General features: G+C 71.3%; 19 protein-coding genes. 13 read left to right on the plus strand and 6 right to left on the minus strand.

The genetic code is table 11. The annotated features are described in order from the left end of the window. Positions 1-31: 31 nt before the first annotated feature. From nhaA to ACIQGQ_RS10860, 3 genes are all read right to left on the minus strand, one after another. The gene (gene nhaA, locus ACIQGQ_RS10850; RefSeq protein ID WP_402393296.1) at positions 32-1,426 is read right to left on the minus strand and encodes a Na+/H+ antiporter NhaA; all 1,395 of its coding nucleotides are present in this window, start codon (positions 1,424-1,426) and stop codon (positions 32-34) included. Between the two features lie 297 nt (positions 1,427-1,723). After that, entirely contained in the window at positions 1,724-3,691 is a 1,968-nt protein-coding gene (acs, locus tag ACIQGQ_RS10855; RefSeq protein ID WP_402393298.1) for an acetate--CoA ligase, read from the minus strand. Positions 3,692-3,930: 239 nt separating this feature from the next. Beyond that, entirely contained in the window at positions 3,931-6,705 is a 2,775-nt protein-coding gene (locus ACIQGQ_RS10860) for a SulP family inorganic anion transporter (protein ID WP_402393301.1), read from the minus strand. A gap of 551 nt (positions 6,706-7,256) precedes the next feature. Here ACIQGQ_RS10860 and ACIQGQ_RS10865 point away from each other — a divergent pair. Further along, on the plus strand, positions 7,257-8,357 hold the full coding sequence (locus tag ACIQGQ_RS10865) for a hypothetical protein (protein WP_402393304.1): 1,101 nt from the start codon (positions 7,257-7,259) through the stop codon (positions 8,355-8,357). A 101-nt stretch (positions 8,358-8,458) separates the two neighbouring features. On the opposite strand, the gene ACIQGQ_RS10870 is transcribed toward ACIQGQ_RS10865, so the two are convergent. Beyond that, positions 8,459-9,454, minus strand: a complete 996-nt coding sequence (locus tag ACIQGQ_RS10870; RefSeq protein WP_402393305.1) for an ATP-binding protein — start codon at positions 9,452-9,454, stop codon at positions 8,459-8,461. Positions 9,455-9,556: 102 nt separating this feature from the next. Here ACIQGQ_RS10870 and ACIQGQ_RS10875 point away from each other — a divergent pair, with 102 nt between their 5' ends. Next, positions 9,557-10,372: an oxidoreductase gene (locus ACIQGQ_RS10875; RefSeq protein ID WP_402393307.1), complete on the plus strand. Its 816-nt coding sequence runs from the start codon at positions 9,557-9,559 to the stop codon at positions 10,370-10,372. A gap of 591 nt (positions 10,373-10,963) precedes the next feature. Here ACIQGQ_RS10875 and ACIQGQ_RS10880 read toward each other — a convergent pair. Continuing rightward, positions 10,964-11,803 carry an HAD family hydrolase gene (locus ACIQGQ_RS10880; protein ID WP_402393310.1) on the minus strand — a complete coding sequence of 280 codons (840 nt, stop codon included), beginning with the start codon at positions 11,801-11,803 and terminating at the stop codon, positions 10,964-10,966. A 499-nt stretch (positions 11,804-12,302) separates the two neighbouring features. On the opposite strand from ACIQGQ_RS10880, the gene ssd reads away from it, so the two are divergent. The 7 genes from ssd to ACIQGQ_RS10915 all read left to right on the plus strand — a co-directional run bounded on the left by ssd (position 12,303) and on the right by ACIQGQ_RS10915 (position 17,491). Next, complete coding sequence (ssd, locus tag ACIQGQ_RS10885; RefSeq protein WP_402393313.1) at positions 12,303-13,442, plus strand: septum site-determining protein Ssd; 1,140 nt, start codon at positions 12,303-12,305, stop codon at positions 13,440-13,442. After that, positions 13,439-14,587, plus strand: a complete 1,149-nt coding sequence (locus ACIQGQ_RS10890) for a TadA family conjugal transfer-associated ATPase (RefSeq protein WP_402393315.1) — start codon at positions 13,439-13,441, stop codon at positions 14,585-14,587. Before ssd ends, ACIQGQ_RS10890 begins: the two co-directional genes overlap by 4 nt. Then, positions 14,581-15,459, plus strand: coding sequence for a type II secretion system F family protein (locus tag ACIQGQ_RS10895; protein ID WP_402393465.1), 879 nt, complete (start codon positions 14,581-14,583; stop codon positions 15,457-15,459). Before ACIQGQ_RS10890 ends, ACIQGQ_RS10895 begins: the two co-directional genes overlap by 7 nt. Further along, positions 15,456-16,259: a type II secretion system F family protein gene (locus ACIQGQ_RS10900; protein WP_402393317.1), complete on the plus strand. Its 804-nt coding sequence runs from the start codon at positions 15,456-15,458 to the stop codon at positions 16,257-16,259. The genes ACIQGQ_RS10895 and ACIQGQ_RS10900 overlap by 4 nt, the downstream gene beginning before the upstream one ends. 83 nt (positions 16,260-16,342) lie before the next feature. Then, positions 16,343-16,543 carry a DUF4244 domain-containing protein gene (locus tag ACIQGQ_RS10905; RefSeq protein ID WP_366299089.1) on the plus strand — a complete coding sequence of 67 codons (201 nt, stop codon included), beginning with the start codon at positions 16,343-16,345 and terminating at the stop codon, positions 16,541-16,543. Continuing rightward, positions 16,530-16,889: a TadE family type IV pilus minor pilin gene (locus ACIQGQ_RS10910; RefSeq protein ID WP_402393320.1), complete on the plus strand. Its 360-nt coding sequence runs from the start codon at positions 16,530-16,532 to the stop codon at positions 16,887-16,889. The genes ACIQGQ_RS10905 and ACIQGQ_RS10910 overlap by 14 nt, the downstream gene beginning before the upstream one ends. Then, positions 16,886-17,491 (plus strand): Rv3654c family TadE-like protein, encoded by a 606-nt coding sequence (locus ACIQGQ_RS10915; protein ID WP_402393323.1) that lies wholly within the window; start codon positions 16,886-16,888, stop codon positions 17,489-17,491. Before ACIQGQ_RS10910 ends, ACIQGQ_RS10915 begins: the two co-directional genes overlap by 4 nt. Here ACIQGQ_RS10915 and ACIQGQ_RS10920 read toward each other — a convergent pair. Beyond that, positions 17,373-19,910, minus strand: a complete 2,538-nt coding sequence (locus ACIQGQ_RS10920; protein WP_402393325.1) for a DEAD/DEAH box helicase — start codon at positions 19,908-19,910, stop codon at positions 17,373-17,375. The two genes, ACIQGQ_RS10915 and ACIQGQ_RS10920, sit on opposite strands and share 119 nt — an antisense overlap. A gap of 78 nt (positions 19,911-19,988) precedes the next feature. On the opposite strand from ACIQGQ_RS10920, the gene ACIQGQ_RS10925 reads away from it, so the two are divergent. The 4 genes from ACIQGQ_RS10925 (at position 19,989) to ACIQGQ_RS10940 (ending at position 24,913) form a co-directional block, all read left to right on the plus strand. Continuing rightward, positions 19,989-20,342 carry an STAS domain-containing protein gene (locus ACIQGQ_RS10925; RefSeq protein WP_003967428.1) on the plus strand — a complete coding sequence of 118 codons (354 nt, stop codon included), beginning with the start codon at positions 19,989-19,991 and terminating at the stop codon, positions 20,340-20,342. Positions 20,343-20,771: 429 nt separating this feature from the next. Then, on the plus strand, positions 20,772-21,245 hold the full coding sequence (locus ACIQGQ_RS10930) for an ATP-binding protein (RefSeq protein WP_402393328.1): 474 nt from the start codon (positions 20,772-20,774) through the stop codon (positions 21,243-21,245). A gap of 307 nt (positions 21,246-21,552) precedes the next feature. Continuing rightward, positions 21,553-23,940, plus strand: a complete 2,388-nt coding sequence (locus ACIQGQ_RS10935; protein ID WP_402393331.1) for a sodium-translocating pyrophosphatase — start codon at positions 21,553-21,555, stop codon at positions 23,938-23,940. Between the two features lie 358 nt (positions 23,941-24,298). Next, positions 24,299-24,913, plus strand: coding sequence for a small secreted protein (locus ACIQGQ_RS10940; RefSeq protein WP_402393333.1), 615 nt, complete (start codon positions 24,299-24,301; stop codon positions 24,911-24,913). Positions 24,914-24,925: the final 12 nt, after the last annotated feature.

Here is a 24,925-nt window from a genome sequence, read left to right on the forward strand (position 1 = left end):
CTGCTCTCCTGCCAACACATCTGGTGTCAGATCATGCCGGACTGTCCGGCTTGCTGCTCGCTGCCCCCGCCAGTTCGGCAAGGCGCCGGTGCTCCGCCGCCTTCTTCTCGTGGATCTCGGCCATCCGCAGGTGGTACTCCGGATCGTCCTGCTCGTAGACGTCGGGCACCCCGTCCGCGTCCTCGTCGAGCTCCTCCGCCTCATGCAGTTCGCGGTACTTCCGTACCCGGAGTTTGAGCAGCACCGTGGCGAGGACGGCGGCCGTCAGGGAACCGAACAGTACGGCGGCCTTGACCTCGTTGATCATGCCCTGGTCCCCGGCGAAGGCCAGCTCGTCGATGAGCAGGGAGACGGTGAAGCCGATCCCGGCGAGGGTGGCGACCGCGAAGACGTCCGCCCAGGCCAGCTCCTTGTTCAGCTCCGCCTTGCTGAAACGGGTGGCCAGCCATGTACCGCCGAAGATGCCCACGGTCTTGCCGACGACCAGGCCCAGGACGACCCCGAGCGTCTCGGGACGGGTGAAGATGTGCGCCACCGCGTTGCCGGAGAGGAAGACACCGGCGGAGAAGAGCGCGAACAGCGGTACGGCGAAACCGGCCGACAGCGGGCGGATCAGATGCTCGATGCGCTCGCCGGGCGACTGGCTCTCGCCCTCGTGCCGGGTGCAGCGGAGCATCAGGCCCATGGCGACACCGGCGATCGTGGCGTGGATGCCGCTGTTGTACATCAGGCCCCAGATGACCAGGGCCAGCGGCACGTAGACGTACCAGCCGTGTACGTTCTTCCGCAGCAGCAGGTAGAAGACGACCAGCCCGACGAGGGCGCCGCCGAGGGCCATGAAGTTGATCTGCTCGGTGAAGAAGACCGCGATGATCAGGATGGCGAAGAGGTCGTCGACGACGGCGAGCGTCAGCAGGAAGGCGCGCAGCGCGTTCGGCAGCGAGGTGCCGATGACCGCGAGCACGGCGAGCGCGAAGGCGATGTCGGTGGCGGTGGGGACGGCCCAGCCGTCCGTCGAACCGCCACCGACCACGTTGACCAGGAGATAGACGAGGGCCGGAACCGCCATACCGCACAGAGCGGCGACGACCGGGAGCGCGGCCGCCTTGGGGTCGCGCAGCTCGCCCGCGACCAGCTCCCGCTTGAGCTCCACGCCCGCGACGAAGAAGAAGATCGCGAGCAGGCCGTCCGCCGCCCAGTGCGCCACGGAGAGGTTGAGCCCCAGGGACGTGGGACCGATGTGGAAGTTGCTGACGGCGGCGTAGCTGGAGCCGAAGGTGTTCGCCCACACCAGGGCGGCCACCGCGGCGACGAGGAGTATGACGCCACCGACGGTCTCGGTGCGCAGGGCGTCGGCTAGGTAGTTCCGCTCAGGAAGGGAGAGCCTGCCGAGAAACGTACGGCGGCTGGGGGTGGGCGCGGCCACGAGTGGGATCCTCCGGGTCGGTTCGGCAGCGATGGCATGGCTGATGCACTTGCCGACCAGACTTCCCGGCACCCCTGTGGAGATTTTTGTATGAAGTTGTTGGGCGTAACCGCCACTCTACCCGGGGTGCGCGGGGCTGTACCCGACGATCTTCGCCCTGATTTCCTGGGAAACCCACGGGAAACGCCCGAGGGGCACCCGGCGTGTTGCCGGATGCCCCTCGGGGGCCGCTGGTCGGACCTCGCGGTCCTGCGGGCTCTCCGTCCCGTCCCGGTGGCTGCTCAGCCCCGGTGCCGCTCAGTCCTCGGAGGAGGACGACGGCAGCTGGTTCTGGATGAGGTCCATGACCGAGGAGTCGGTGAGGGTCGTCACGTCGCCCAGCTCGCGGTTCTCGGCGACATCGCGCAGCAGACGCCGCATGATCTTGCCGGAGCGCGTCTTCGGTAGCTCCGCGACGGGAAGGACCCGCTTCGGCTTGGCGATCGGGCCGAGCGTGGCGCCGACATGGTTGCGGAGGTCGGCGACGAGCTCGTCGGAGGCCTCGGCCGAACCACGCAGGATCACGAAGGCAACGATGGACTGGCCGGTCGTCTCGTCGGCGGCACCGACCACGGCCGCCTCGGCGACCGAGGAGTGCGACACGAGCGCCGACTCGACCTCGGTGGTCGAGATGTTGTGCCCGGACACGAGCATCACGTCGTCGACCCGGCCGAGCAGCCAGATGTCGCCGTCCTCGTCCTTCTTGGCACCGTCGCCCGCGAAGTACTTGCCCTCGAAGCGGGACCAGTAGGTGTCGATGAAGCGCTGGTCGTCGCCCCAGATGGTGCGGAGCATCGACGGCCACGGCTCGGTGAGGACGAGGTAGCCGCCCCCGCCGTTCGGGACCTCGTTGGCCTCGTCGTCGACGACGGTGGCCGAGATGCCGGGCAGGGCGCGCTGGGCGCTACCGGGCTTGGTCTCCGTCACGCCCGGCAGCGGCGCGATCATCATCGCGCCGGTCTCGGTCTGCCACCAGGTGTCCACGATCGGGCACCTGTCGGCGCCGATGTGCTTGCGGTACCACATCCACGCCTCGGGGTTGATCGGCTCACCGACCGAACCGAGGATCCGGAGGCTGCTCAGGTCGAACTTGGCGGGGATGCCGTCACCCCACTTCATGAACGTACGGATCGCGGTCGGCGCGGTGTAGAGGATCGTGACGCCGTACTTCTGCACGATCTCCCAGAAACGTCCCTGGTGCGGGGAGTCGGGCGTGCCCTCGTACATGACCTGCGTCGCACCGTTGGCCAGCGGACCGTAGACGATGTACGAGTGGCCGGTCACCCAGCCGATGTCGGCCGTGCACCAGAAGACGTCGGTCTCCGGCTTGAGGTCGAAGACCGCGTGGTGGGTGTACGCGGCCTGCGTCAGGTAGCCGCCGGAGGTGTGCAGGATGCCCTTCGGCTTACCCGTCGTGCCGGACGTGTAGAGGATGAAGAGCGGCTGCTCCGCCTCGAACGCCTCGGGGGTGTGCTCGGCGGACTGGCGGCCGGTGATCTCGTGCCACCAGATGTCGCGGCCCTCGGTCCACGCGGTGTCCTGGCCGGTGCGCCGGACCACGACGACGTGCTCGACGGTGTCGATACGGGACACGGCGTCGTCCACGGCGGGCTTCAGCGCGGACGGCTTGCCGCGCCGGTAGCCGCCGTCGGCGGTGATGACGACCTTGGCGTCCGCGTCCTGGATACGGGCGGCGATGGCGTCGGCGGAGAAGCCGCCGAAGACCACCGAGTGCGCGGCACCGATGCGGGCGCAGGCCAGCATCGCGATGGCGGCCTCGGGGATCATCGGGAGGTAGACCGCGACCCGGTCGCCCTTGCCGACACCGAGCTCGATGAGCGCGTTGGCGGCCCGGGAGACCTCTTCCTTGAGCTGCGCGTAGGTGATGGCGCGGCTGTCGCCGGGCTCGCCCTCGAAGTGGATGGCCACCCGGTCGCCGTTGCCGGCCTCGACGTGGCGGTCCACGCAGTTGTACGCGACGTTGAGCCTGCCGTCCGCGAACCACTTCGCGAAGGGCGGGTTGCTCCAGTCGAGCGTCTCGGTCGGCTCGGTGGCCCAGGTCAGGCGGCGGGCCTGCTCGGCCCAGAAGCCCAGCCGGTCCGCCTCTGCCTGCTCGTACGCCTCCGCCTTGACGTTGGCGTTCGCGGCCAGATCGGCAGGCGGTGCGAACCTCCGCTCCTCACGAAGCAGATTGGCCAAGCTTTCGTTGCTCACGACATCTCCCATTCCCAGGGTGTCCGTTGTGTCCCGGGCATAGCTCATCAGGCCAAAGGCCGGGTGACAAGGGGCTGCCCGGAAATGGTTTAGACCTGTGTCCCTTGAGATGCGTCTGTCCGGTGCACCTCACTCACGCTCGGGACGTGGTCCTGCCGTCCGCGTCGCGTACGACGTGGTGCCGTGCGCAGTGGTGCGGCGCGGCGCGGGGGCAGGACCACAAGGTGTCACGGACCGGGGACGGCGGCGGTTCAGACGCCGGTGCGTTCCCGTTCGTCCGAACCGGTGGGTCCGGCGGGCTCCGCCGGGTCCACGCGGTCGAAGACCTCGTCGGGATCCAGCCCGCTGCTCGCGCCCTCGGTCAGCAGATACGCCTGCGCCTCGCCGACATGGAAGTACATGCCGTGCAGCCGGAGCGTTCCCTCGGTGAGCCGTCGTGCCACCGACGGGTGTTGCCGCAAATGGTCCAACTGCTGGACCACATTGGTCAGGCAGAGCTGCTCCAGCGCATCGGTCGGCAGCCGCCCGGAGATCCGGGCCCAGGCATGATGCCGGGACGACATCCGCTTCAGGCTCGGCAGCCCGTGTCTCAACCACCGCCACAGGGACGTGGGAGGATGCTCCGCCTCCGGCCCGGCGCCGAGCAGCGCCTGCATCGCTCCACAGCCGGAGTGCCCGCAGATGGTGATCGACTCCACCTTCAGCACATCCACCGCGTACTCGATCGCCGCGCCCACCGAATGGTCGCCCGAGTCGGCGTTCGGCGGCGGCACCAGGTTGCCGATGTTCCGCACGGTGAACAGATCGCCGGGACCGCTTGCCGTGATCATGCTGGTGACCAGGCGGGAGTCCGCGCAGGTGATGAACAGCTGGGACGGGCGCTGCCCCTCGGCGGCCAGCCGGGCCAGCTCGTCGCGTACCAGCGGGGCGGTGTGGCGCTGGAACGAACTGAGGCCGCTGATCAGCCGGTGGCCGCCCGTGCCGTGCCGGGGCCCGGGCGCGGCACCGGCGCCGGAGGCTTCGGACCGGGAGCCGGCGGAGTGACCGGCGCGAGGATCGGTACGGGGACCGGGACCGGTGTGGGCAGCCGTACGGGGTGCGGTGTGGGGTACAGGCATGGGGCCGGTGGAGTGGCGGAAGCCGGGAGCCGGGCCCCCGGCCGAATCCTGACCCTGATCCGGGGGAGGGGTTGGGGCCGGACAGGCACTCGGGACCGTGCGCGGAGCCGCGTCCTCGGGTGGGCCCGCGTCCGTGTCTTGAGGCGGGGCCGGGGCGGCGGGGAGGAGAGCGGGGGCGTCGTGGCAGTGATGGTTGCGCCACGGAGTCCAGGGGCGGCAGCAGGAGTCCGCCGCCGAGGTGGGCTCCGCGATCCGGCCACCGGACCGGCCGGTGAACACGACCTTGCCTCCGTGGGCGGTCTGGGCGTTGCTCCAGTCCTGGATCGCCTCGTACGCCGCGTGGTCCATGAAGAAGCCGTCCAGTTCGACGACGACGCTCCCGTCCTGGGGCAACTGCCCGAGCGTGCGGCTGAGCCGGGGCACGGCGAGGAACGTGAGCTGCCCCCGTACGACGACCAGGTGCAGGCCCCCCTGATCGGTGACCGTGATTCCGGTCCTGGCCAGGCGGTGCAGCGCGACCGCTACCGCCACCGCGATGCCGATCGCCACCCCTTTGAGCACGCCGAAGAGGATCACTCCGGTGATCGTCGCTCCGTACACCAGGAATTCGCGGTGCTTGTGGACGTTCCGGATGTGGGCGAGGCTCACCATCTGGATGCCGACCATCATCACCAGCGCGGCGAGCGCGGCCAACGGGATCCACTCCAGCACTGTGACCAGCAGCCCGGTGGCGAGCAGCACCCAGACGCCGTGCAGCACGGTGGCGGCCCGGGTCCTGGCCCCGGCCCGCACGTTCGCCGAGCTGCGCACCGCACCTCCGGACACGGCCAGCCCGCCGACCAGCCCGGACAGGACGTTCGCGATGCCCTGGGCGCGCAGCTCACGGTCGAGATCGGCGCGCCTGGCGGGCAGCGCGGGCGCGGCGGAGGGCGGGGGGCCGGCGGATGCGGTGGCAGCGGAGGGCGGAGCGGCCGGCTGGGCCGCGGGCCCGGGCGGCGGCGCGGGTGGGGCCGATGCCGAGGACGCGGCAGACAACTTGTCCACCGCCACCGCCGCGAGCAGTGATTCCAGGCTGGCCACCAGCATCATCGTGAACATGGCCGTGGCCAGGGCGAGCACCGGGCCCTGGGGCAGTTCCGGCAGGACGTGCGAGCGCCAGGACGGAAGATCGACCCGGGCGATCCCGGGTGCTGCCACCGCGGCCACCGCCGTGGCCGTCACTACCGCGGCGAGGGCGGTGGGAGCGCGTCGCAGGCCTCTGCCGATCCGCCCCGGAATCCGGGGCCACAGGACGAGAACGGCGATGGTCAGCAACCCGATGAGCGGGGCGGCCGGACTCACCCGGCCCAACTGGTCCGGAAGGGCCAGGGCGTTGGCGACAGCGGAACTCTGCGGTGAGCCGCCGAGCACGATGTGCAGCTGGGCGAGGGCGATGGCCACGCCGATGCCGGCGAGGGTGCCGTGCACGATGGCGGGGCTGACGGCGAGAGCACTGCGCGCCGCCCGTAGGGAGCCCAGCAGGATCTGCAGAAGCCCGGCGCCGATGGTGATCGCGCAGGTGGTGCGCCAGCCGTAGATCTGGATCAGCTCGGCGGTGACGACTGTCAGCCCGGCGGACGGGCCGCTGACCTGGAGCGGGGTGCCGCCGAGCAGCCCGGCGACGATGCCGCCGATCGCGGCGGAGATGAGGCCGGCCTCCAGCGGGGCGCCCATGGCGACGGCGAGGCCGAGCGACATGGGGACGGCGAGCAGGAAGACCGTGATCGATGCGGACAGGTCGGAGCCCGCGATGCGGAAGCGTCCGCCGCGAGGTGGCGGCGGGCTGTGCGGTTGCTTGATTCCCGAGGCGCGCGAGGGGCGCGAACTGCGGGACGTGCGGTCATGGCGAGTGGGGACGCAAGCGAACATGTTCCCGTCTCCTCCGGGGCAGCGCGGTCGCGGAATGTGGGGCGCGGCCGTGGGTCACGGCGTGCAGCGGCGGGATTTCTCAACTCTCAGTAAACGAACAGTAATGGAGAGTAAAGATTCGTGTCCATGCTTGGAGGTAAATAGCCAATTTGACCACCCGTTCAGGTGAATAAGCATCTTTTCATTCGGCCTGTCGTGCTGAACAGGCGAAGCCATGTGCGAACTTGGCCGCGCCGCGTCGGCACTTCGATGCGGATCACCTGCAGGGAAGGGGTGGGCCGATGATGGCCGCCACGACGGGAGCCGCCGCGAAGAGGTGCGCCACCAGGGAGGGCTCCGCGAGGAGGAACCCCGGAAGGAAGGGCCCTGCGGCGCGGGCCGTTACGGGGCGGGTCGCGCTGGGGGCCGTGGCCGTCGTGCTCACCGCAGGCGTGGCCGGCTGCTCCTCATCCGGCGAAGGCGGCGGGGCGGGAGCGGCGAAACAGGCCCCCGGCTCGAAGGGACTCCCTGCGGGTACGAAGGGGGAGGCGCCGGAAGCCGCGCCCAAGCGTGTGTTCCGCCTCATCGGCGACGGCTCCACCGCCTTCACCGGAAGTCAGCCGGAGCAGCCCGTTCCCACACGTCTGGCGCCGGGACGGAAGCCCCCGCAGTTCGTGGTCTTCTCCTGGGACGGTGCGGGCGAGGACAGCCAGAAGCTGTTCTCGCACTTCCGTGAGGTCGGGAGGAAGCACCACGCGACCATGACGTACTTCCTCAGCGGTGTGTACATGTTGCCGGAGGAGAAGCGGAAGCTGTACGACCCGCCCAAGCACAACGCCGGCAGCTCCGACATCGGGTTCAACGACACCGGGGGGATCCGCGACACCATCGCCCAGGTACGTGGGGCATGGGAGGACGGCAACGAGATCGGCACCCATTTCAACGGCCACTTCTGCGGGCCCGAAGGCGGCGGCACCTGGTCGGTCGACCAGTGGAGGAGCGAGATCCGCCAGGCCAAGACCTTCGTGAAGGAATGGAAGTCCAACGACCCCGGACTCGCTGCCGAGAAGCCGCTCCCCTTCGACTACGACAAGGAACTCGTCGGTGGCCGCACCCCTTGCCTGGAAGGGCGGGAGAACATGGTGGCCGCCGCGCGGACGATGGGCTTCCGCTACGACTCCAGCGGGGTCGGCAACCAGGTCTGGCCGAAGAAGAAGGGCGGCATCTGGGACCTGTCGATGCAGCTCGTCCCCGTCCCTGGCCGCGCGTTCGAGACGCTCTCGATGGACTACAACTTCATGTTCAACCAGTCGGGCGTGACCCAGGGCGACCCGGGCATGCACGAGTACTGGGGGAACCAGATGCGCGACGGCCTGCTGCAGGCCTTCGACCGCTCCTATGCGGGGAACCGGGCCCCGCTGATCATCGGAAACCACTTCGAGTCCTGGAACGGCGGCACCTACATGCGTGCCGTCGAACAGACCATCGCGGCGGTCTGTACCAGGAAGGAGGTGCGCTGCGTCTCCTTCCGGCAGTTGGCCGACTGGCTGGACGCACAGGCCCCCGCGACACTCGCGAAGCTCGGCACGCTCGGTGTCGGCCAGGCTCCCGAGCCGGGGTGGAAGGCGTTTCTCGGCGGTACGGACGGCGGCGCGGACAACGCCGGTCACTAGCCCAGGAGCCCAGGAGCCCAGGAGCCGGGTTCCTGGTGCCGGCCCGCCGGGCGCCGGTCCGCCGGGCAGGTCCCGGGCGGACGCGGCGCCCCGCGCGAGGCTCAGGCGGGCTGGACCGCGCCGTCCCGCGCGTACCGCTCGTCGAGGACGAAGGCGGGGTCGACCTGCGCGGCCAGGTCGGCGCCCGTCTTCTCGTTGCCCCAGCTCTCCGCGTTCTTCAGGTGGAAGTGCACCATCTGCCGCGTGTAGCGCCCCCAGTCCCGCTGGCCGTACGAGTCCTCCGCGGCATCCTGCAGCGCCTGGAGTGCCATCCGGTTCTCGGCCTCCAGCAGTTCGAAGCGGGCGGGGCGGCCCTTCTCCATCGCCCGCACCCAGTCGGAGTGCCCGACGGTGACCAGGAGGTCGTCGCCCACCTCGGAGCGCAGGAACTCCAGGTCGTCCTCGCCCTGCACCTTGTTGCCGATGACCTTCAGCGCGACCCCGAAGTCCCGCGCGTACTCCTTGTACTGGCGGTAGACGGAGACGCCCTTGCGGGTCGGTTCGGCGACCAGGAACGTCATGTCGAAGCGGGTGAACATCCCCGAGGCGAAGGAGTCCGAACCGGCCGTCATGTCGACGACCACGTAGTCGTCCAAGCCGTCGACGAGGTGGTTGAGGCACAGTTCGACCGCGCCGACCTTGGAGTGGTAGCACGCCACACCCAGATCCGACTCGGTGAACGGGCCGGTGACCATCAGCCGGATCTCCCCGTCGTCCAGCCCGACCGTGCGCGCGCAGGCGTCGTAGACCGGATTGTCCTCGCGGACCCGCAGCAACCGGGAACCCTCGCCGGGCGGGGTCGTCTTGATCATCGTCTCGCTGGAGGCGATGCGGGGGTTGGTGCCGCGCAGATAGTCCTTGATCAGAGGCAGGTGCGCCCCCATCGCGGGCAGTGCGGCGGCCTCCCGGTCGTCGAGGCCGAGCGCGGCCCCCAGATGCTGGTTGATGTCGGCGTCCACGGCGACGACATGGGCTTCATTGGCGGCGAGGTGGCGGATGAAGAGCGAGGACAGCGTCGTCTTGCCGCTGCCGCCCTTCCCCACGAAAGCGATCTTCATGTTCACCTAGGGTAGCGGTGCAATCGCGGTGTGCTGTCGAGCTTCGTGAAGAAGGCCACTCCCGGGCGGTATCGGTGCGGGGTGCGCGTAGCCTCCCTACTTATGAGTACGACTGCCTCTGATCCGCTCGCCGCCCTGCCGGGCGTCGCCGACGCTGTGGACTCCGTACGCAAGGCCGTCGACCGGGTCTACGGTCACCGCGTCATGCGGCGCCGCAGCAACGAGGTCACCGCGGAGGCCGCGCTGCGCGGAGCCCGCGGTTCGGCGGCGCTCTCGGGTGCCGACTGGAGTCTGGAGGAGGTGCGTCGGCGCACCGATTTCAGCGGTGACGACGAGGCACGGGTGGTCGGCGCGGCGCTGCGGCTGACGGCCGAAGCGGGCCAACTGCTCTCCATCTGGCGGCAGTCGCCCTTGCGGGTGCTTGCGCGGCTGCACCTGGTCGCTGCCGGTGGGGCGACTCCCGACGACGCGGTCGGTCGGCCGCGGCTTGCCGGTGAGTCCGTGGACGAACCGTTGATCGAGGCGGCGCTGCCGTCGGCCGATGAGATGGCCGGGCGGCTTGAGGGGCTTTCCGGGCTGGTGCTCTCGGGCACGTCGGCGCCCGCGCTGGTGCTGGCGGCGGTCGTGCACGGCGAGCTGTTGGCCCTGCGCCCGTTCGGCTCGTACAACGGTCTCGTCGCGCGGACCGCCGAGCGGATCGTGCTGGTCGGGAGCGGACTCGACCCCAAGTCGATCTGCCCCGCCGAGGTGGGACACGCCGAGCAGGGGCGGGCGGCCTACGCCGCGGCGTTCGCGGGCTATCTGTCCGGGACGCCGGACGGGATGGCGGCCTGGATCGCGCACTGCGGCCGCTCGGTGGAGCTGGGCGTCAGGGAGTCGACGGCGGTGTGCGAGGCGTTGCAGCGTGGTGCCGCCTGACGGCGCGGCGGTTCGGCGGCCGGTGGTAGAGGCGGCCGACCGGTGGGGTGACCGGCAGCTGTGTCGGCCGGAGGGCGTGTCGGCCGACAGGCGTGAGGAGAAGAATCCACCGGAGTAACTTCACCGGGGTGTTTCCGGAAAATATCCGTGAGGTGTCGGCATGGCCCCTGGTGTGCCGCATCGGCTCAGGGGCTCGGCGGGGCTTTGCTATCGGCAAAAGGGTTGCGGCGGCACCGTCCTCGGTACCGCCGCTGGCATGTCCGCCCAGTTACCATGCGTCCTCGAAATTTGCCCATCAGGCCGGGATTCTTTGCCCGTTCCCTGGTGCGGCTGGCCCGTAATCGACGGGTCGACGTCGCGTGGGTGCTCGGTTTTCATGCTCGGTCCGTGGGGCCGTCTCTGCGTTAAAGGTAATCCTCTCGGATGTCCTTGGTCTCGCGGGCCGTTGAGTCATTTGTACTCCAGAGCCGGGGTGAGCGGTAGTGGAGGCCCCACTTCTTTACTTTTGGGTTCAATTACGGGTGAGTTGGATAATTCGATGCCCGCTGTTCCGCCGCCCGTGCCTGTTGGGCGGCGGAACAGCGGGCCGCGTCAGGCGGTGCCGGCCGCGGCCCGCCTGCGGGAGGTGTACCAGACGAGCCCCGCGGTGACGGCCGCTGCTCCCACCGCTGCCGCCGCGACCAGCGCCGGGCGCGGCGGCAGGGAGAACGTGGGCAGTCGCTGCTTGAGCCGGACCGGCCGGTTGAAGACGAGGACCGGCCACTCGCGCAGCGTCGCCTCGCGCCGCAGAGCGCGGTCCGGATTGACCGCGTGCGGATGGCCCACCGACTCCAGCATCGGTACGTCCGTGGCCGAATCGCTGTAGGCGTAGCAACGCGCGAGGTCGTACCCCTCCGACACGGCGAGGGATCTGATCGCCTCGGCCTTGGTGGGCCCGTACGCGTAGTACTCGACCTCGCCGGTGAAACAGCCGTCGTCCCCGACGACCATGCGGGTCGCGACGACCCGGTCGGCGCCGAGCAGCTCGCCGATCGGCTCGACGACTTCGGCGCCGGAAGTCGACACGATCACCACATCGCGCCCGGCGGTGTGGTGTTCCTCGATGAGTGTCGCGGCTTCGTCGTAGATGATCGGGTCGATCAGATCATGGAGGGTTTCGGCAACGATTTCCTTCACTTGCTGGACGTTCCAGCCCTTGCAGAGCGCGGAGAGATATTCCCGCATCCGCTCCATCTGGTCGTGATCTGCACCCCCGGCAAGGAACACGAACTGTGCGTACGCAGTGCGCAGTACTGCGCGGCGGTTGATCAGACCGCCTTGGTAGAAGGACTTGCTGAAGGTCAGCGTCGAAGACTTCGCAATGACCGTCTTGTCCAGGTCGAAGAAGGCTGCTGTGCGCGGCAAGAAGCGGTTTTCCACAAGGCAGAGCATAGGGGGACACCATTCGGCGTAAACCCCGGCGCGTGGGTTTGCTTGAGAAGGCCCTCGGGTACACCATGGAAGTCACGGATCGTTCGCGACCGTGCTAACCCGGTCCGGCTCCTCCCCCCCCGAGTCGGCCGTGGGGACGACCCCCGCTCTCCCCCCCGGCGGGGGTCGTCGCATGTCCGGACGTGTTTCTTCCGTTCGGGATCACGCATTCCGCCTCCATTCCGACCGCGGCGATTCGTCGGTCGAGCCGACCTCCACCACCATGCATCGTGACTGTGCGTAGCGGAAGTGCTGCGCTGTGGAGATCGCCGGTATGGGCGACGGAGTTATTCACAACGGCGGAGTTATCCACAGTTCTCAAGCAAGATCCACACGATTTTCCGCATCGCTGCACGGTGATTCCCAGCCGCGAAGTCCGCGGTTCGTGGAATCGCCCGTCCCGGATCACTCCGGGACGCCGCGGGTCACGACGCAGGTGCAGTGGGAAGAGGTGGGGATCGTGGCCGGGACCCGTGCGGGGGATCGTCCGCAGGCCGCCGGAGTGCGGCGGGGTGGACCGCTGATCGTGACCGAGGACGTGGAACTGCTCGACGACCTGCTGCGGCTGTGCGCCGCGGCCGGGGCGGAGCCGGAGGTGTGCCCGTCGCCGCCCGAGGGCGGGGACGGGGACGGGGACGGCTGGGAGCGGGCCCCGATGGTTCTCGTGGGCGACGACGCCGCCCAGCGTTGCCGAGGCGCGGTGCGCAGGCGGGGCGTGATGATCGTCGGCAGAGGGCAGGACGTGCCGGAGATCTGGCGACGGGCCGTGGAGATCGGGGCCGAGTACGTGCTGCGGCTGCCCGAGTCGGAGAGCTGGCTCGTCGACCAGCTCGCGAACGCGGCGGAGGGGGTGGGCCGGCCGGCGCTCACCGTGGGGGTGATCGGTGGCCGGGGCGGCGCGGGTGCGTCCACGCTGGCCTGCGCCCTCGCGGTGACCGCTGCCGGGGCAGGGCGGCGGACCACGCTGATCGACGGTGATCCGCTCGGCGGTGGCATCGACGTACTGCTCGGCGGCGAACGGGCCGAAGGCAAACGATGGCCTGACTTCGCCCATTCCCGAGGGCGGGTCGGCGGGGGTGCGCTGGAGGAGTCGCTGCCCGAGCTGCACGGGTTGCGGGTGCTCAGCTGGGGGCGCGACGACTGGGTGGCCATCCCGCCGCAGGCCATGAGGGCCGTGCTGGCCGCTGCCCGCCGACTCGGCGGTGTGGTGGTGGTCGATCTGCCGCGCCGGTTCGACGAATCGGTGGCCGAGGCGCTCGCTCAGCTGGACCTCGGGCTGCTGGTGGTGCCGGGCGAACTCCGCGCCGTCGCCGCGGCGAAGCGGATCGCGTCGATGGCCGGGGCAGCCCTCGACGACCTGCGGGTGGTCTCCCGCGGGCCGTACGCGGCGGGCCTCGACGCCCCGTGGGTGGCGCAGGCGCTGGAGCTGCCCCTGGCCGGTGAACTCCCGCTCGACAACGGGCTGTCGACGGCCCAGGACGGCGGCGCGCCGCCGGGCGGCAGCGCGCGCGGGCCGATGGCCAGGTTCTGTACGGCGTTCTGGGAGCAGGCCCTCGCGGAGGAGCGCTCGGCGGGAAGCGCCAGGGGCGGTGCGTCATGACGGAGACGCTGCTCGACGCCGTACGGCAGCGGCTCGCACAGAGCGGCACGGCGCCGACGCCGGCCGGGGTGGCGGCCGCGCTGCGCGCCCAGGGGAGGTTGCTCGGTGATACGGAAGTGCTCGGTGCGGCCGATGAGTTGCGTGGCGAGCTGGTCGGTACGGGGGTGCTGGAGCCGCTGCTCGCCGATCCGGCGGTGACGGACGTGCTGGTGTCCGCTCCGGACCGGGTGTGGGTGGATCGGGGCGGCGGGATCGAGCTCACCGGGGTGACCTTCACGGACGCCGCCGCGGTGCGCAGGCTGGCGCAGCGGCTGGCCGCCGTGGCGGGGCGGCGGCTGGACGACGCCCGCCCCTGGGTGGACGCGCGGCTGCCGGACGGCACCCGTATGCACGCGGTACTGCCGCCGGTGTCCGTGGGCTCGACGTGCCTGTCGCTGCGGGTCGTACGGCCGAGGGCCTTCTCGCTGGCGGAGCTGGTGGCGGCGGGGACGGTCCCGCCGGGTGGCGACCGGATGCTGCGGGCCCTGGTCGAGGCCCGGGTCTCGTACCTGATCAGCGGGGGCACCGGAGCGGGGAAGACGACGCTGCTGTCGAGTCTGCTGGGGTCGGTCGGGGAGCGGGAGCGGATCGTGCTTGCCGAGGATTCGGCTGAGCTGCGGCCGGACCATCCGCATGTGGTGCGGCTGGAGTCCCGCCCCGCGAACCAGGAGGGGGCGGGCCGGGTGACGCTCCGGGACCTGGTGCGGCAGGCGCTGCGGATGCGGCCTGACCGGCTGGTGGTCGGGGAGGTGCGGGGCGCCGAGGTCACCGATCTCCTGGCCGCGCTGAACACGGGCCACGAGGGCGGTTGCGGCACCGTGCACGCCAATGCCGCCGAGCATGTACCGGCCCGTCTGGAGGCGTTGGGCACGGCGGCGGGGTTGGACCGGGCGGCGCTTCACAGCCAGCTGGCGGCGGCGCTGTCGGTGGTGGTGCACCTTGCGCGGGACCGGTCCGGTCAGCGGCGGATCGCCGAGGTGCAGGTCCTGGAGCGGGATGCGTCCGGGCTGGTGGTGACCGTGCCCGCGCTGCGCTGGGGTGCCGACGGGTTCGTGCGGGAACGGGGCTGGGAACGGCTGCGGTCACTGGTCGGGGGTGCCTGGTGAGCGGGGGAGCGTCCGCGGGGCTGTCGGTGGGCGTGAGCTGCGCGGTGGCCCTGTGCGCCGGGGCGGCGGCCTGGCTGGTGGTGGCGCGGGACCACGGGCGGTGGCGGGCCGATGCGTTGCTCGCCACCCCGGGTGGTTCCCGGTCGGTGTGGTGGGAGAAGGCCGGGGCGCGGGTGCGGCAGCGGTTGTCGGGGCGGTGGGAGCTGCTCTGCCTCGTTGCGGCGGCGGTCGTCGCGGTGCTGGGGCGGTCGGTGCTGCCCCTGCCGGCCGGTGCGGTGGCGGTGCCGGTGGTACGGAGGTGGCTGCGGCGGCGGGCCCGGGGCCGCGAGCGGGAACGCCGCGCGGCCGGTGTGGTGGCGCTGTGCGGTGCGGTCGTGGGCGAGCTGCGGGCCGGGCACGAACCGGGACGGGCGTTGCTCGTGGCCGTCCGCGACACCGGAGCCCTGGGCGCGGAGGAGGCCGCTGTGTCCGCCGCGGCGCGGTTCGGCGGCGATGTTCCGGCGGCGCTCCGGCGGGCGGCGCGCGAACCGGGGCTGGAGGGGCTCGCCGGGGTGGCGGCCTGCTGGCGGGTGGCGGCGGACCGCGGTGCCGGGCTCGCGGCGGGGATGGACCGTCTGGAAGGCGCGTTGCGGGCGGAGGCGCGTGGCCGGGCCGAGTTGCGGGCGCAACTGGCGGGGGCCTGGTCGACGGTGGCCGTACTGGCGCTGCTTCCGGTGCTGGGGCTCGGGCTCGGGGCGGCACTCGGGGCCGATCCGTTGCGGGTGCTGCTGCACACCCCGGCCGGGCTGGCCTGCCTGGCGACGGGCGGGCTGCTGGAGGCGGCCGGGCTCCGCTGGGCCGCCGGGATCGTACGGGCGGGGGAGGCGGCATGAGCGCGGGGGCCGGCGAGGTGGTCCGGCAACTGGTTGCGGTGTGCGCGGTGTCGAGTGCGGTCGTGGCGGTGGGCCTCGTCCTGGCCGGGACGGGCCGTCGGCGGGCGGTACGTCGTCGCGGCGCGGCGCTGATGGCGGTCGGGGGGAGAGAAAAGCCCCGGGGCGGGCCAGGACCGTGGCGTGCCGTGTCCGGTGCCCGGGTGAAGGAGTGGGCCATGCCGTTGGGGGTCGTGGCGGCGGGCTGGGTCCTGATCGGCGGCCTGCCGGGGTGCCTGGTGGGGCTGGCCGGGGCGTACGGGGCCCGCCGGTGGCAACGGGCCCGGCGAGGTCATGCGGCCGGGGCGGCGGATACGGCGGAGATGAGGCGTCAGCTCCCGCTGGCGGCCGATCTGCTGGCCGCCTGCCTCTCCGCCGGGGCCGGCCCCCGGGAGGCGGCGGAGGCGGTGGGGGAGTCACTGGGCGGACCGGTCGGGGACCGGCTGGCGCGGGCGGCCGCGGAGATCCGTCTGGGCGGTGACCCTTCGGAGGCCTGGGGGAGGTTCGGGGAGATACCGGGGGCCGGCCCGCTGGCCCGTTGTCTGGACCGTGCGGGGTCGACGGGGGCACCGGCGGCGGAGCCGGTGGCGCGGCTGGCCGAGGCGATGCGGGCGGAACGGGCGAGCGCGGCCGTGGCGCGGGCCCAGCGGGCGGCCGTGGCGGTCACCGCCCCGGTGGGGCTCTGCTTCCTCCCCGCGTTCCTGCTGGTCGGTGTGGCACCGGTGGTGTTCGGCCTGGCGACCGGGCTGCTGCGTACGGGGTGACGCGGGCGGCCACGTACGGAACAGCTGAAAAGTACGTATGCAAACAATTTCAGGGTAAATCAAGAGTTTCACGGGGGTTTGGAATGATGCGGCGAATCAGGAACTGGGTACGGGGCATGGTGCGCCGGGGCCGGTCGGACGACGGAATGACGACATCCGAATACGCGGTGGGAACCATCGCGGCCTGCGCCTTCGCGGCTGTTCTCTACAAGGTGGTGACCAGCCAGCCGGTCATGACCGCGTTGCAGTCGCTGTTGAAGGAAGCGCTCGATGCGAAGTTCTGAGAACGACCGGGGTGCGGTGACGGCGGAGGCGGCCATGGCGATTCCGGTGCTGGTGGTGTTCGCGATGACGCTGGTCTGGGCGCTGGTGGCCGCTTCCGCCCAGATCCGGTGCGTGGACGCGGCACGGGCCGGGGCGAGGGCGGCGGCCCGGTCCGAGCCGGAGCCGCAGGTGCTGGAGGCGGCCCGCTCGGCGGCCCCCGGAGGGGCGGACGTCGCGCTGGAGCGGGCCGGGGAGCTGTGGCGGGTGCGCGTGGCGGCGTCCACACCCGGTCCGGGCCCGCTGGCCCTGACGCTGCACGTGGAGGCGGTCGCACTGGCCGAGGACACGGTGGGGGCGGCGCCATGACTCCGACGGAGGGACGGGGCGAACAAGGCGTACGGGGGCGGGCGGCTGTCCCCGTACGGGCAGCCACCGCGTCCCTGGCCCGGCTCCGTACGGCGGCTTCGGCCCGGTCGCGCGAGGACCGGGGCCTGGCCACGGTGTGGGTGGCGATGACGACGGCCACGCTGTGCGCGGTGTTCGCGGTGGTACTGGCCCTCGGGCAGGTGGTGGTCGTCCGGCACCGGGCGGGCGGCGCGGCGGACCTGGCGGCCCTGGCCGCGGCCGACCGTGCCCTGCGCGGCCCCGCGGAGGCGTGCGAGGCCGCCGGGCGGGTGGCCGCGGCGCAGGGAGCGACGGTGGTCCGGTGTTCGGTGAGCGGGGAGATCGCCGATGTCACGGCCCGGGTCGCCTTCGGCCGGTACGCGCCGGAGGTCAGGTCCCGGGCCGGCCCTCCGGCGGCTGGTCCCGGCGGTCCGGGGTCCGTCGGCCCTCCGGCGGCTGGGCACGTCATTCCTGGGCCCGCTGGCCCTCCGGCGGCCGGTCCCGGTGCTCCGGGGGCGTCGGCGCCGGCCGGACCGCTTCCGGCTTCGCGGGGTCCGGGGGAGCGGACCGCAGGAGTTCGGTGAGCAGGCGTACGGCGCCGCGCTTGTGCAGCGGTTCGTTGCCGTTGCCGCACTTGGGGGACTGTACGCAGGACGGGCAGCCCGCCTCGCACTCGCAGGAGGCGATCGCCTGACGGGTCGCGGTCAGCCAGGCACGGGCGGTGTGGAAGGCCCGCTCGGCGAACCCGGCACCGCCCGGGTGGCCGTCGTACACGAAGACCGTGGGCAGCAGGGTGTCGGGGTGCAGCGGTACGGAGACGCCGCCGATGTCCCACCGGTCGCAGGTGGCGAAGAGCGGCAGCATTCCGATCGAGGCGTGCTCGGCGGCGTGCAGGGCGCCGCCGAGGATCTCCGGGTTGATCCGGGCGGCGTCGAGCTGGTCCTCGGTGACCGTCCACCAGACGGCGCGGGTGCGCAGGGTGCGGGGCGGCAGGTCCAGCTTGGTCTCGCCGAGGACCTCGCCGGTGAGCAGCCTGCGCCGCAGGAAGGAGACGACCTGGCTGGTGACCTCCACGGAGCCGTAGCAGAGCCGTCCGTCACCCCACGGGATCTCGGCGTCGGTCTCCAGGACCGCGATGGAGGTGGTGTCGCGCGCCGTGGTCGAGTACGGAGGGGCGGCCTCCTCCACCAGTGCCACCGCGTCCTCCAGGTCGAGCTTCCGGACCAGGTAGGTCCGGCCCTGGTGGAGGTGGACCGCGCCCTCGTGTACGGAGGCGTGCGCGTCCGATTCGTCGACGGTGCCCAGCAGCCGGCCGGTGCCCTCCTCGACGATCTGGACGGGGCGGCCGCCCCCGCCGCGGATGTCGGTGAGGTCGGCGGCGCGCTCGCGGCGGGTCCAGTGCCAGCCCGACGCCCGCTTCCGCAGCAGCTTCGCGGCCTCCAGTTGCGGCAGCAGCCCGGAGGCGGCCGGGCCGAAGAGTTCCAGGTCGGGCCCGGTGAGCGGAAGCTCCGACGCGGCGGCGCACAGATGGGGGGCGAGGACGTACGGATTGTCGGGATCGAGGACGGTCGACTCCACGGGCTGCTGGAACAGCGCCTCGGGGTGGTGGACGAGGAAGGTGTCCAGCGGGTCGTCACGGGCCACCAGGACGGCCAGCGCGCCCCCACCGGAGCGGCCGGCGCGGCCAGCCTGCTGCCACAGCGACGCCCTGGTGCCGGGGTAGCCCGCGATGACGACGGCGTCCAGTCCGGAGACGTCGATGCCGAGTTCGAGGGCGGTGGTGGCGGCCAGTCCGAGCAGCTGCCCGGAGTGCAGGGCGCGCTCCAGGGCCCGGCGCTCCTCGGGGAGGTAGCCGCCCCGGTAGGCGGCGACCCGGTCCGGCAGGGAGCGGTCCACCTCGGCGAGACGCTCCTTCGCGATGACGGAGATCAGCTCGGCGCCGCGCCGGGAGCGTACGAAGGCGACCGAGCGGACGCCCTGGACGGTGAGGTCGGTGAGGAGGTCCGCGGTCTCGGCGGTGGCGGTGCGCCGGACGGGGGCGCCCTGCTCGCCGTTCAGCTCGGTCAGGGGCGGCTCCCACAGGGCGAAGACCATTTCGCCGCGGGGCGAGGAGTCGTCGGCCACCTCCTGGACCGGCAGGCCGGTGAGGCGGCCCGCCGCCACGGAGGGCTCGGCCGCGGTGGCGGAGGCGAGGAGGAAGACGGGATCGGCGCCGTAGCGGGCGCACAGGCGGCGGAGCCGGCGTATCACCTGGGCGACGTGGGAGCCGAAGACGCCGCGGTAGGTGTGGCACTCGTCGATCACGACGAAGCGCAGCGCGCGCAGGAAGGAGGACCAGCGGGGATGTGCGGGGAGTATCCCGCGGTGCAGCATGTCGGGATTGGTCAGGACGTAGTTGGCGTACTGCCGGACCCACTCGCGTTCCTCGACCGGGGTGTCGCCGTCGTAGACCGCGGGCCGGACGGCGTTGCCGAGGGGGGCGGCGAGCTGTTTCACCCCCCGCCTCTGATCGGCGGCCAGGGCCTTGGTGGGGGCCAGGTACAGGGCGGTCGTGCCGCGGCCGTTCGGGGCCTCGGAACCGTCGAGCAGGGTGCTGAGGACCGGGGCGAGATAGGCGAGCGACTTGCCGGAGGCCGTGCCGGTGGCGATCACGACGGATTCGCCGTCCAGGGCGTGCTCCGCGGCGGCCGCCTGGTGTACCCACGGGTGTTCGATTCCGGCCTTCTGGATCGCGGCGACGACTTCCGGCCGGATGCGATCGGGCCATATGGCATGGGTTCCCGTACGCGGGGGCAGGTGCTCCGTATGAGTGATGCGCGCGGATCGGCCCGCCACGGCGGCGAGCCGGTCGAGGACCATGGCGGGAGAGGGTCTGGGGTCGCTGTTCCCGGGTGGTCGACCGGGGCGGTGATTCTTGGCCATCGGCATCGAGTGTGTCACTGGCGTGACGGACAATGGTCCCAAGGCGTCGTGCATGGCTGCTGGTAAGTGATTGAATGCCATCGCGGCTGGCGATCCGTCCCCCGGCTCCGCCGGGGAGACCGAGGGGCGACCGCTCGATAGCAAGGTGCTGGAGGATCCGTGGACCTGTCCTTGTCGACTCGCAATGTGTCCGGCCCTGGTGGCGACCGTACGGTCGTCGAGGTCGGTGGCGAGATTGATGTGTATACCGCGCCCAAGCTGCGCGAGCAGTTGGTCGAGTTGGTGAATGACGGCAGCTACCACCTGGTTGTCGACATGGAAGGCGTCGACTTCCTCGACTCCACCGGCCTCGGCGTGCTCGTGGGCGGCCTGAAGCGTGTCCGGGCCCATGAGGGCTCGCTGCGTCTGGTCTGCAACCAGGAGCGCATTCTCAAGATCTTCCGGATCACCGGTCTGACCAAGGTGTTCCCGATCCACACCACGGTCGACGAGGCCGTGGCGGCCACCGACTGACCGTCGGTCCGCAGCCGGGCCACCGGCCGGAGGGCGAGACGTTCGGAGGAACGTCGGCCAGTCGGCCGGTGAGGCGTTCGCCGATGACCGGGCAGATGCTGCCCGGTCGGCCTTCGTCTGCCCGCCCGCCGTCGCTCGGTCGGCCGCCGACCGCTGTCCACCGGCTGCCGTCCGCCGTTCGCCGTCCGCCGTTCAGGTGTCCGGCGGATGTCGTCCGGTGGGGCCGCTCCTCGGCCGCTGTCCGGGGCGCCCGCCGCCGTGGCGGCCACCGGCCGGGTCCGGCGGTGGTCGACGGCCCGCCCCGACCGGCGGGCGATGACGCGACCGGGGCGCCGCCGGTGCCGGAAGATGGAACGCGGAAGAAGAACAGGGACGCCGGGCCGTGCGCCCGGGGCCCGGATGCACGCCCGTACGTCTGAGGGGGATCGCATGGCCACCGTTGAACTCCGCTTCAGTGCCCAACCCGAACATGTCAGGACGGCCCGCCTCGTGGCGGCCGCCGTGGCGCGCCGGGCCGGGGTCGACGAGGCCGTGCTCGACGAGGTCAGACTCGCCGTCGGTGAGGCCTGCAGCCGTGCGGTCGGGCTGCACCGCACCCATGGCATCACCACACCCGTCTCCGTTGCCCTGATCGAGGGGGAGAAGTCCTTCTCCGTCGAGGTCGGCGACGAGGTGCCGGGGCCGGGGGCCGATTCCGCCGGATCCGAGGGCGGCGCGCGCGGTGCCGCGGACGGCCCGGCGGGGCTCGACGAGCCGGATCGCGAGAGCGGGGCGGACGGCGAGGACGAGATGGGGCTCGCGGTCATCAGCGGCCTCGTCGACGACATGGAGGTGCTGTCGGGGGCCAACGGTGGAGTGATCCGTATGAGCTGGCCGAAGGCACCCGCGCCGGTGCTGCCGTAACTCCGTGCTGCCGTAACTCCGTGCTGCCGTAGCTTCGTGCAGCGGGAGCCCCGCGCGGCCCGCTGCGGTCCCGGTGTTGCCGCCCGATTTTCGAGGCCCTGCTGAGCAGGGCCTCTTTCGTTTGTCCGTGATCAATGATCTGCGGAGAACGCGCCTGCCCCATTACTGCATTCGGGTCGATACCGAGGCGCGATCATTTATCGGCCGTTCGGTCGCGGGTAATTACATTTACCCGCACGCTGTTTTGATCGGCTCCCGCTCCCTACAATTCGTCCACGTCTTGAGCGCTGAGCTTCAAGGAGGACGTATGGCGGAGTTCTTCAACACCCCACTGGCCGTACTGGCGCAAGAATCCGCATTCTCAGCACCCTCCGGCCGGTCCGCTTCCGCGGCGGCCGTGGTTCTCACCGACGGCAACCGGGCCATCGTGGTCGGTGTCGCGGTTGTCGCCCTCGCCGCGCTGGTGGTCGCCGGACTGCTGGTACGGCAGGTGCTGGCGGCCGGTGAAGGGACCGAGCGCATGAAGTCGATCGCGGCGGCCGTCCAGGAAGGCGCGAACGCCTATCTGGCCCGGCAACTGCGCACGGTCGGCCTCTTTGCCGTGGTGGTTTTCTTCCTGCTTCTGCTGCTTCCGGCCGACAACTGGTCGCAGCGCGCGGGCCGTTCGTTGTTCTTCCTGGTGGGTGCTGCTTTCTCGGCGGCCACCGGATACATCGGAATGAGGCTCGCCGTACGCAGTAATGTCCGTGTGGCGGCTGCTGCGCGTGAGGCGACTCCCGGTGAGGGCGAGCCGGAAAAGGACCTCACCACCGTCGCGCACCGGGCGATGAAGATCGCATTTCGTACCGGTGGCGTGGTCGGCATGATCACTGTCGGGCTCGGTCTGCTCGGCGCGTCCTGCGTCGTGCTCGTCTACGCCGCCGACGCCCCGAAGGTGTTGGAGGGCTTCGGCCTCGGCGCCGCGCTGATCGCCATGTTCATGAGGGTCGGCGGTGGCATCTTCACCAAGGCGGCGGACGTCGGGGCCGACCTCGTCGGCAAGGTCGAGCAGGGCATCCCGGAGGACGACCCGCGCAACGCGGCCACCATCGCGGACAACGTGGGCGACAACGTCGGCGACTGCGCGGGGATGGCGGCCGACCTCTTCGAGTCGTACGCCGTGACGCTCGTCGCCGCGCTCATCCTCGGCAAGGCCGCGTTCGGCGACTTCGGACTGGCCTTCCCGCTGATCGTTCCGGCGATCGGGGTGATCACCGCGATGATCGGGATCTTCGCGGTCGCCCCCCGGCGTGCCGACCGCAGCGGGATGACCGCGATCAACCGCGGCTTCTTCGTCTCCGCGGTGGTCTCGCTGGCACTGGTGGCCGTGGCCGCCTTCGCCTATCTGCCGTCCTCGTACGCGGAGCTGGACGGGGTCACGGACCGTGCCATCACCTCGCACAGCGGCGATCCGCGGATCTTCGCCCTGGTCGCCGTCGCCATCGGTATCGTGCTGGCCGCCCTGATCCAGCAGCTGACCGGCTACTTCACCGAGACCGACCGGCGCCCGGTCCGGGACATCGGGAAGTCCTCACTGACCGGCCCGGCCACCGTCGTCCTCGCCGGTGTCTCCATCGGGCTGGAGTCCGCCGTCTACACGGCGCTGCTGATCGGCCTGGGCGTGTACGGGGCGTTCCTGCTGGGCGGCACGTCGATCATGCTGGCGCTCTTCGCCGTGGCCCTGGCGGGGACGGGGCTGCTCACCACCGTCGGTGTCATCGTCGCCATGGACACCTTCGGCCCGGTCTCGGACAACGCGCAGGGCATCGCCGAGATGTCCGGCGACGTGACGGGGGCCGGTGCGCAGGTCCTGACCGATCTGGACGCCGTCGGCAACACCACCAAGGCCATCACCAAGGGCATCGCCATCGCCACCGCCGTGCTGGCGGCGTCGGCGCTCTTCGGCTCGTACCGCGACGCGATCGCCACCGCGGTCGACGACGTCGGGGCACGGGCCGGGGAACTGACGCTCAGCCTGGACATCTCGCAGCCCAACAACCTGGTGGGCCTGATCCTCGGGGCGGCGGTCGTCTTCCTCTTCTCCGGACTCGCGATCAGCGCGGTGTCGCGGTCGGCGGGGGCCGTGGTCTACGAGGTGCGGCGGCAGTTCCGCGAGCATCCCGGGATCATGGACTACTCGGAGAAGCCGGAGTACGGGCGCGTGGTCGACATCTGCACCAAGGACGCCCTGCGCGAGCTCGCCACCCCCGGGCTGCTGGCCGTCATGGCGCCGATCGCCGTCGGCTTCACGCTCGGGGTCGGCGCGCTGGGGTCCTACCTCGCGGGTGCCATCGGGGCCGGCACGCTGATGGCGGTCTTCCTCGCCAACTCCGGCGGCGCGTGGGACAACGCGAAGAAGCTCGTCGAGGACGGCCATTACGGCGGAAAGGGCAGCGAGGCCCACGCCGCGACCGTCATCGGCGACACGGTGGGCGACCCGTTCAAGGACACGGCGGGCCCGGCGATCAACCCGCTGCTCAAGGTGATGAACCTGGTCGCCCTGCTCATCGCCCCGGCGGTGGTGCAGTTCAGCTACGGGCAGCACGCGAGCGCCGGAGTGCGCGCGGTGGCGGCGGCGGTCGCCGTCGCGGTCATCGTCGGCGCGGTGTACGTGTCCAAGCGTCGCGGGGTCGCGGTGGGTGCCGAGGACGCGTGACCGTGGCCGGGTGCGGATGACCCGGGGTGTGCGACCCGGGACGGGTGGCCGGGCGCCGGCCGTCGAGGTCGGGCGTCCGGCTTCGGCGTCCGGTGTCCGGTGGTCGGTCAACGTGCATGTCGGGCAACCTTGCTGACGGGGCGTCGGCCCGGGAGGGCGCCGATGCGGAATCCGCCGTTCGGGTGATGATGCGCGCACGCGTTCCCGGGCTTCGAGGGCTGCGCGGGTGAGTTGTATCTCCTTCGATCCCCTTGGTGCAAATGGCTGCAAAAGCTCATTCATCGGACAGCGGGCATCCGAGTAGCGGGTGCTCGCCGTGTAAGTTCCGGGGCCGAGAGTCTTGGAAGGGACCGATCCGGTGAACAAGAAGCTTGCGGCCGCGCTGTCCTGCGGCGCGGTACTGGTACTGACGCTGTCGGGGTGCGGCGGCGACGACAACAGCGCCAAGGTGAACGACTGGTCCAAGCAGGTCTGCGACAAGGTCCAGCCGCAGCTCCAGAAGATCGCGAACGCCAACGCCGCCATCCAGCAGCAGACCGCGGACAACAGCAAGCCCGCCGACGTCCAGAAGACCGACTCGGCCGCCTTCCAGCAGATCTCGCAGGCGTACAAGGCGCTGGGCGCGGCGGTCGACGCCGCCGGTCCGCCGCCGGTCGAGGACGGCGAGACCACGCAGAAGGAGGCCGTCAAGGAGCTCGACGCCTCCTCCGTGGCGTACGCGAACCTGCAGAAGAAGGTCGACGCGCTGGACACGAAGGACCAGGCGGTGTTCGCCGACGGGCTCAAGGGCATCGCCGAGGAACTGACCAAGATCAGCAGTAGTGGTGACGAGTCGTTGAAGAAGCTCCAGTCCGGCGACGTCGGCGCCGCGATGGCCAAGCAGAAGGGCTGCCAGAAGCCGAAGCCCTCGGCTCCGGCGGAGAACACCAAGCCGTCCGAGCCCGCCTCGCCGCCGCCCAGCAAGAAGGCGTGACGCGCCTGCGGC

Source organism: Streptomyces sp. NPDC092952, assembly GCF_044754785.1.
In the GTDB taxonomy this organism is placed as follows: Bacteria; Actinomycetota; Actinomycetes; order Streptomycetales; family Streptomycetaceae; genus Streptomyces.

Coding starts and splice junctions, on each gene's coding strand:
- acs (WP_402393298.1), bottom strand. CDS start 3,691: ATGGGAGATGTCGTGAGCAACGAAAGCTTGGCCAATCTGCTTCGTGAG.
- ACIQGQ_RS10860 (WP_402393301.1), bottom strand. CDS start 6,705: ATGTTCGCTTGCGTCCCCACTCGCCATGACCGCACGTCCCGCAGTTCG.
- ACIQGQ_RS10870 (WP_402393305.1), bottom strand. CDS start 9,454: ATGAAGATCGCTTTCGTGGGGAAGGGCGGCAGCGGCAAGACGACGCTG.
- ACIQGQ_RS10875 (WP_402393307.1), top strand. CDS start 9,557: ATGAGTACGACTGCCTCTGATCCGCTCGCCGCCCTGCCGGGCGTCGCC.
- ACIQGQ_RS10880 (WP_402393310.1), bottom strand. CDS start 11,803: ATGCTCTGCCTTGTGGAAAACCGCTTCTTGCCGCGCACAGCAGCCTTC.
- ACIQGQ_RS10890 (WP_402393315.1), top strand. CDS start 13,439: ATGACGGAGACGCTGCTCGACGCCGTACGGCAGCGGCTCGCACAGAGC.
- ACIQGQ_RS10900 (WP_402393317.1), top strand. CDS start 15,456: ATGAGCGCGGGGGCCGGCGAGGTGGTCCGGCAACTGGTTGCGGTGTGC.
- ACIQGQ_RS10905 (WP_366299089.1), top strand. CDS start 16,343: ATGATGCGGCGAATCAGGAACTGGGTACGGGGCATGGTGCGCCGGGGC.
- ACIQGQ_RS10910 (WP_402393320.1), top strand. CDS start 16,530: ATGCGAAGTTCTGAGAACGACCGGGGTGCGGTGACGGCGGAGGCGGCC.
- ACIQGQ_RS10915 (WP_402393323.1), top strand. CDS start 16,886: ATGACTCCGACGGAGGGACGGGGCGAACAAGGCGTACGGGGGCGGGCG.
- ACIQGQ_RS10920 (WP_402393325.1), bottom strand. CDS start 19,910: ATGGCATTCAATCACTTACCAGCAGCCATGCACGACGCCTTGGGACCA.
- ACIQGQ_RS10930 (WP_402393328.1), top strand. CDS start 20,772: ATGGCCACCGTTGAACTCCGCTTCAGTGCCCAACCCGAACATGTCAGG.
- ACIQGQ_RS10935 (WP_402393331.1), top strand. CDS start 21,553: ATGGCGGAGTTCTTCAACACCCCACTGGCCGTACTGGCGCAAGAATCC.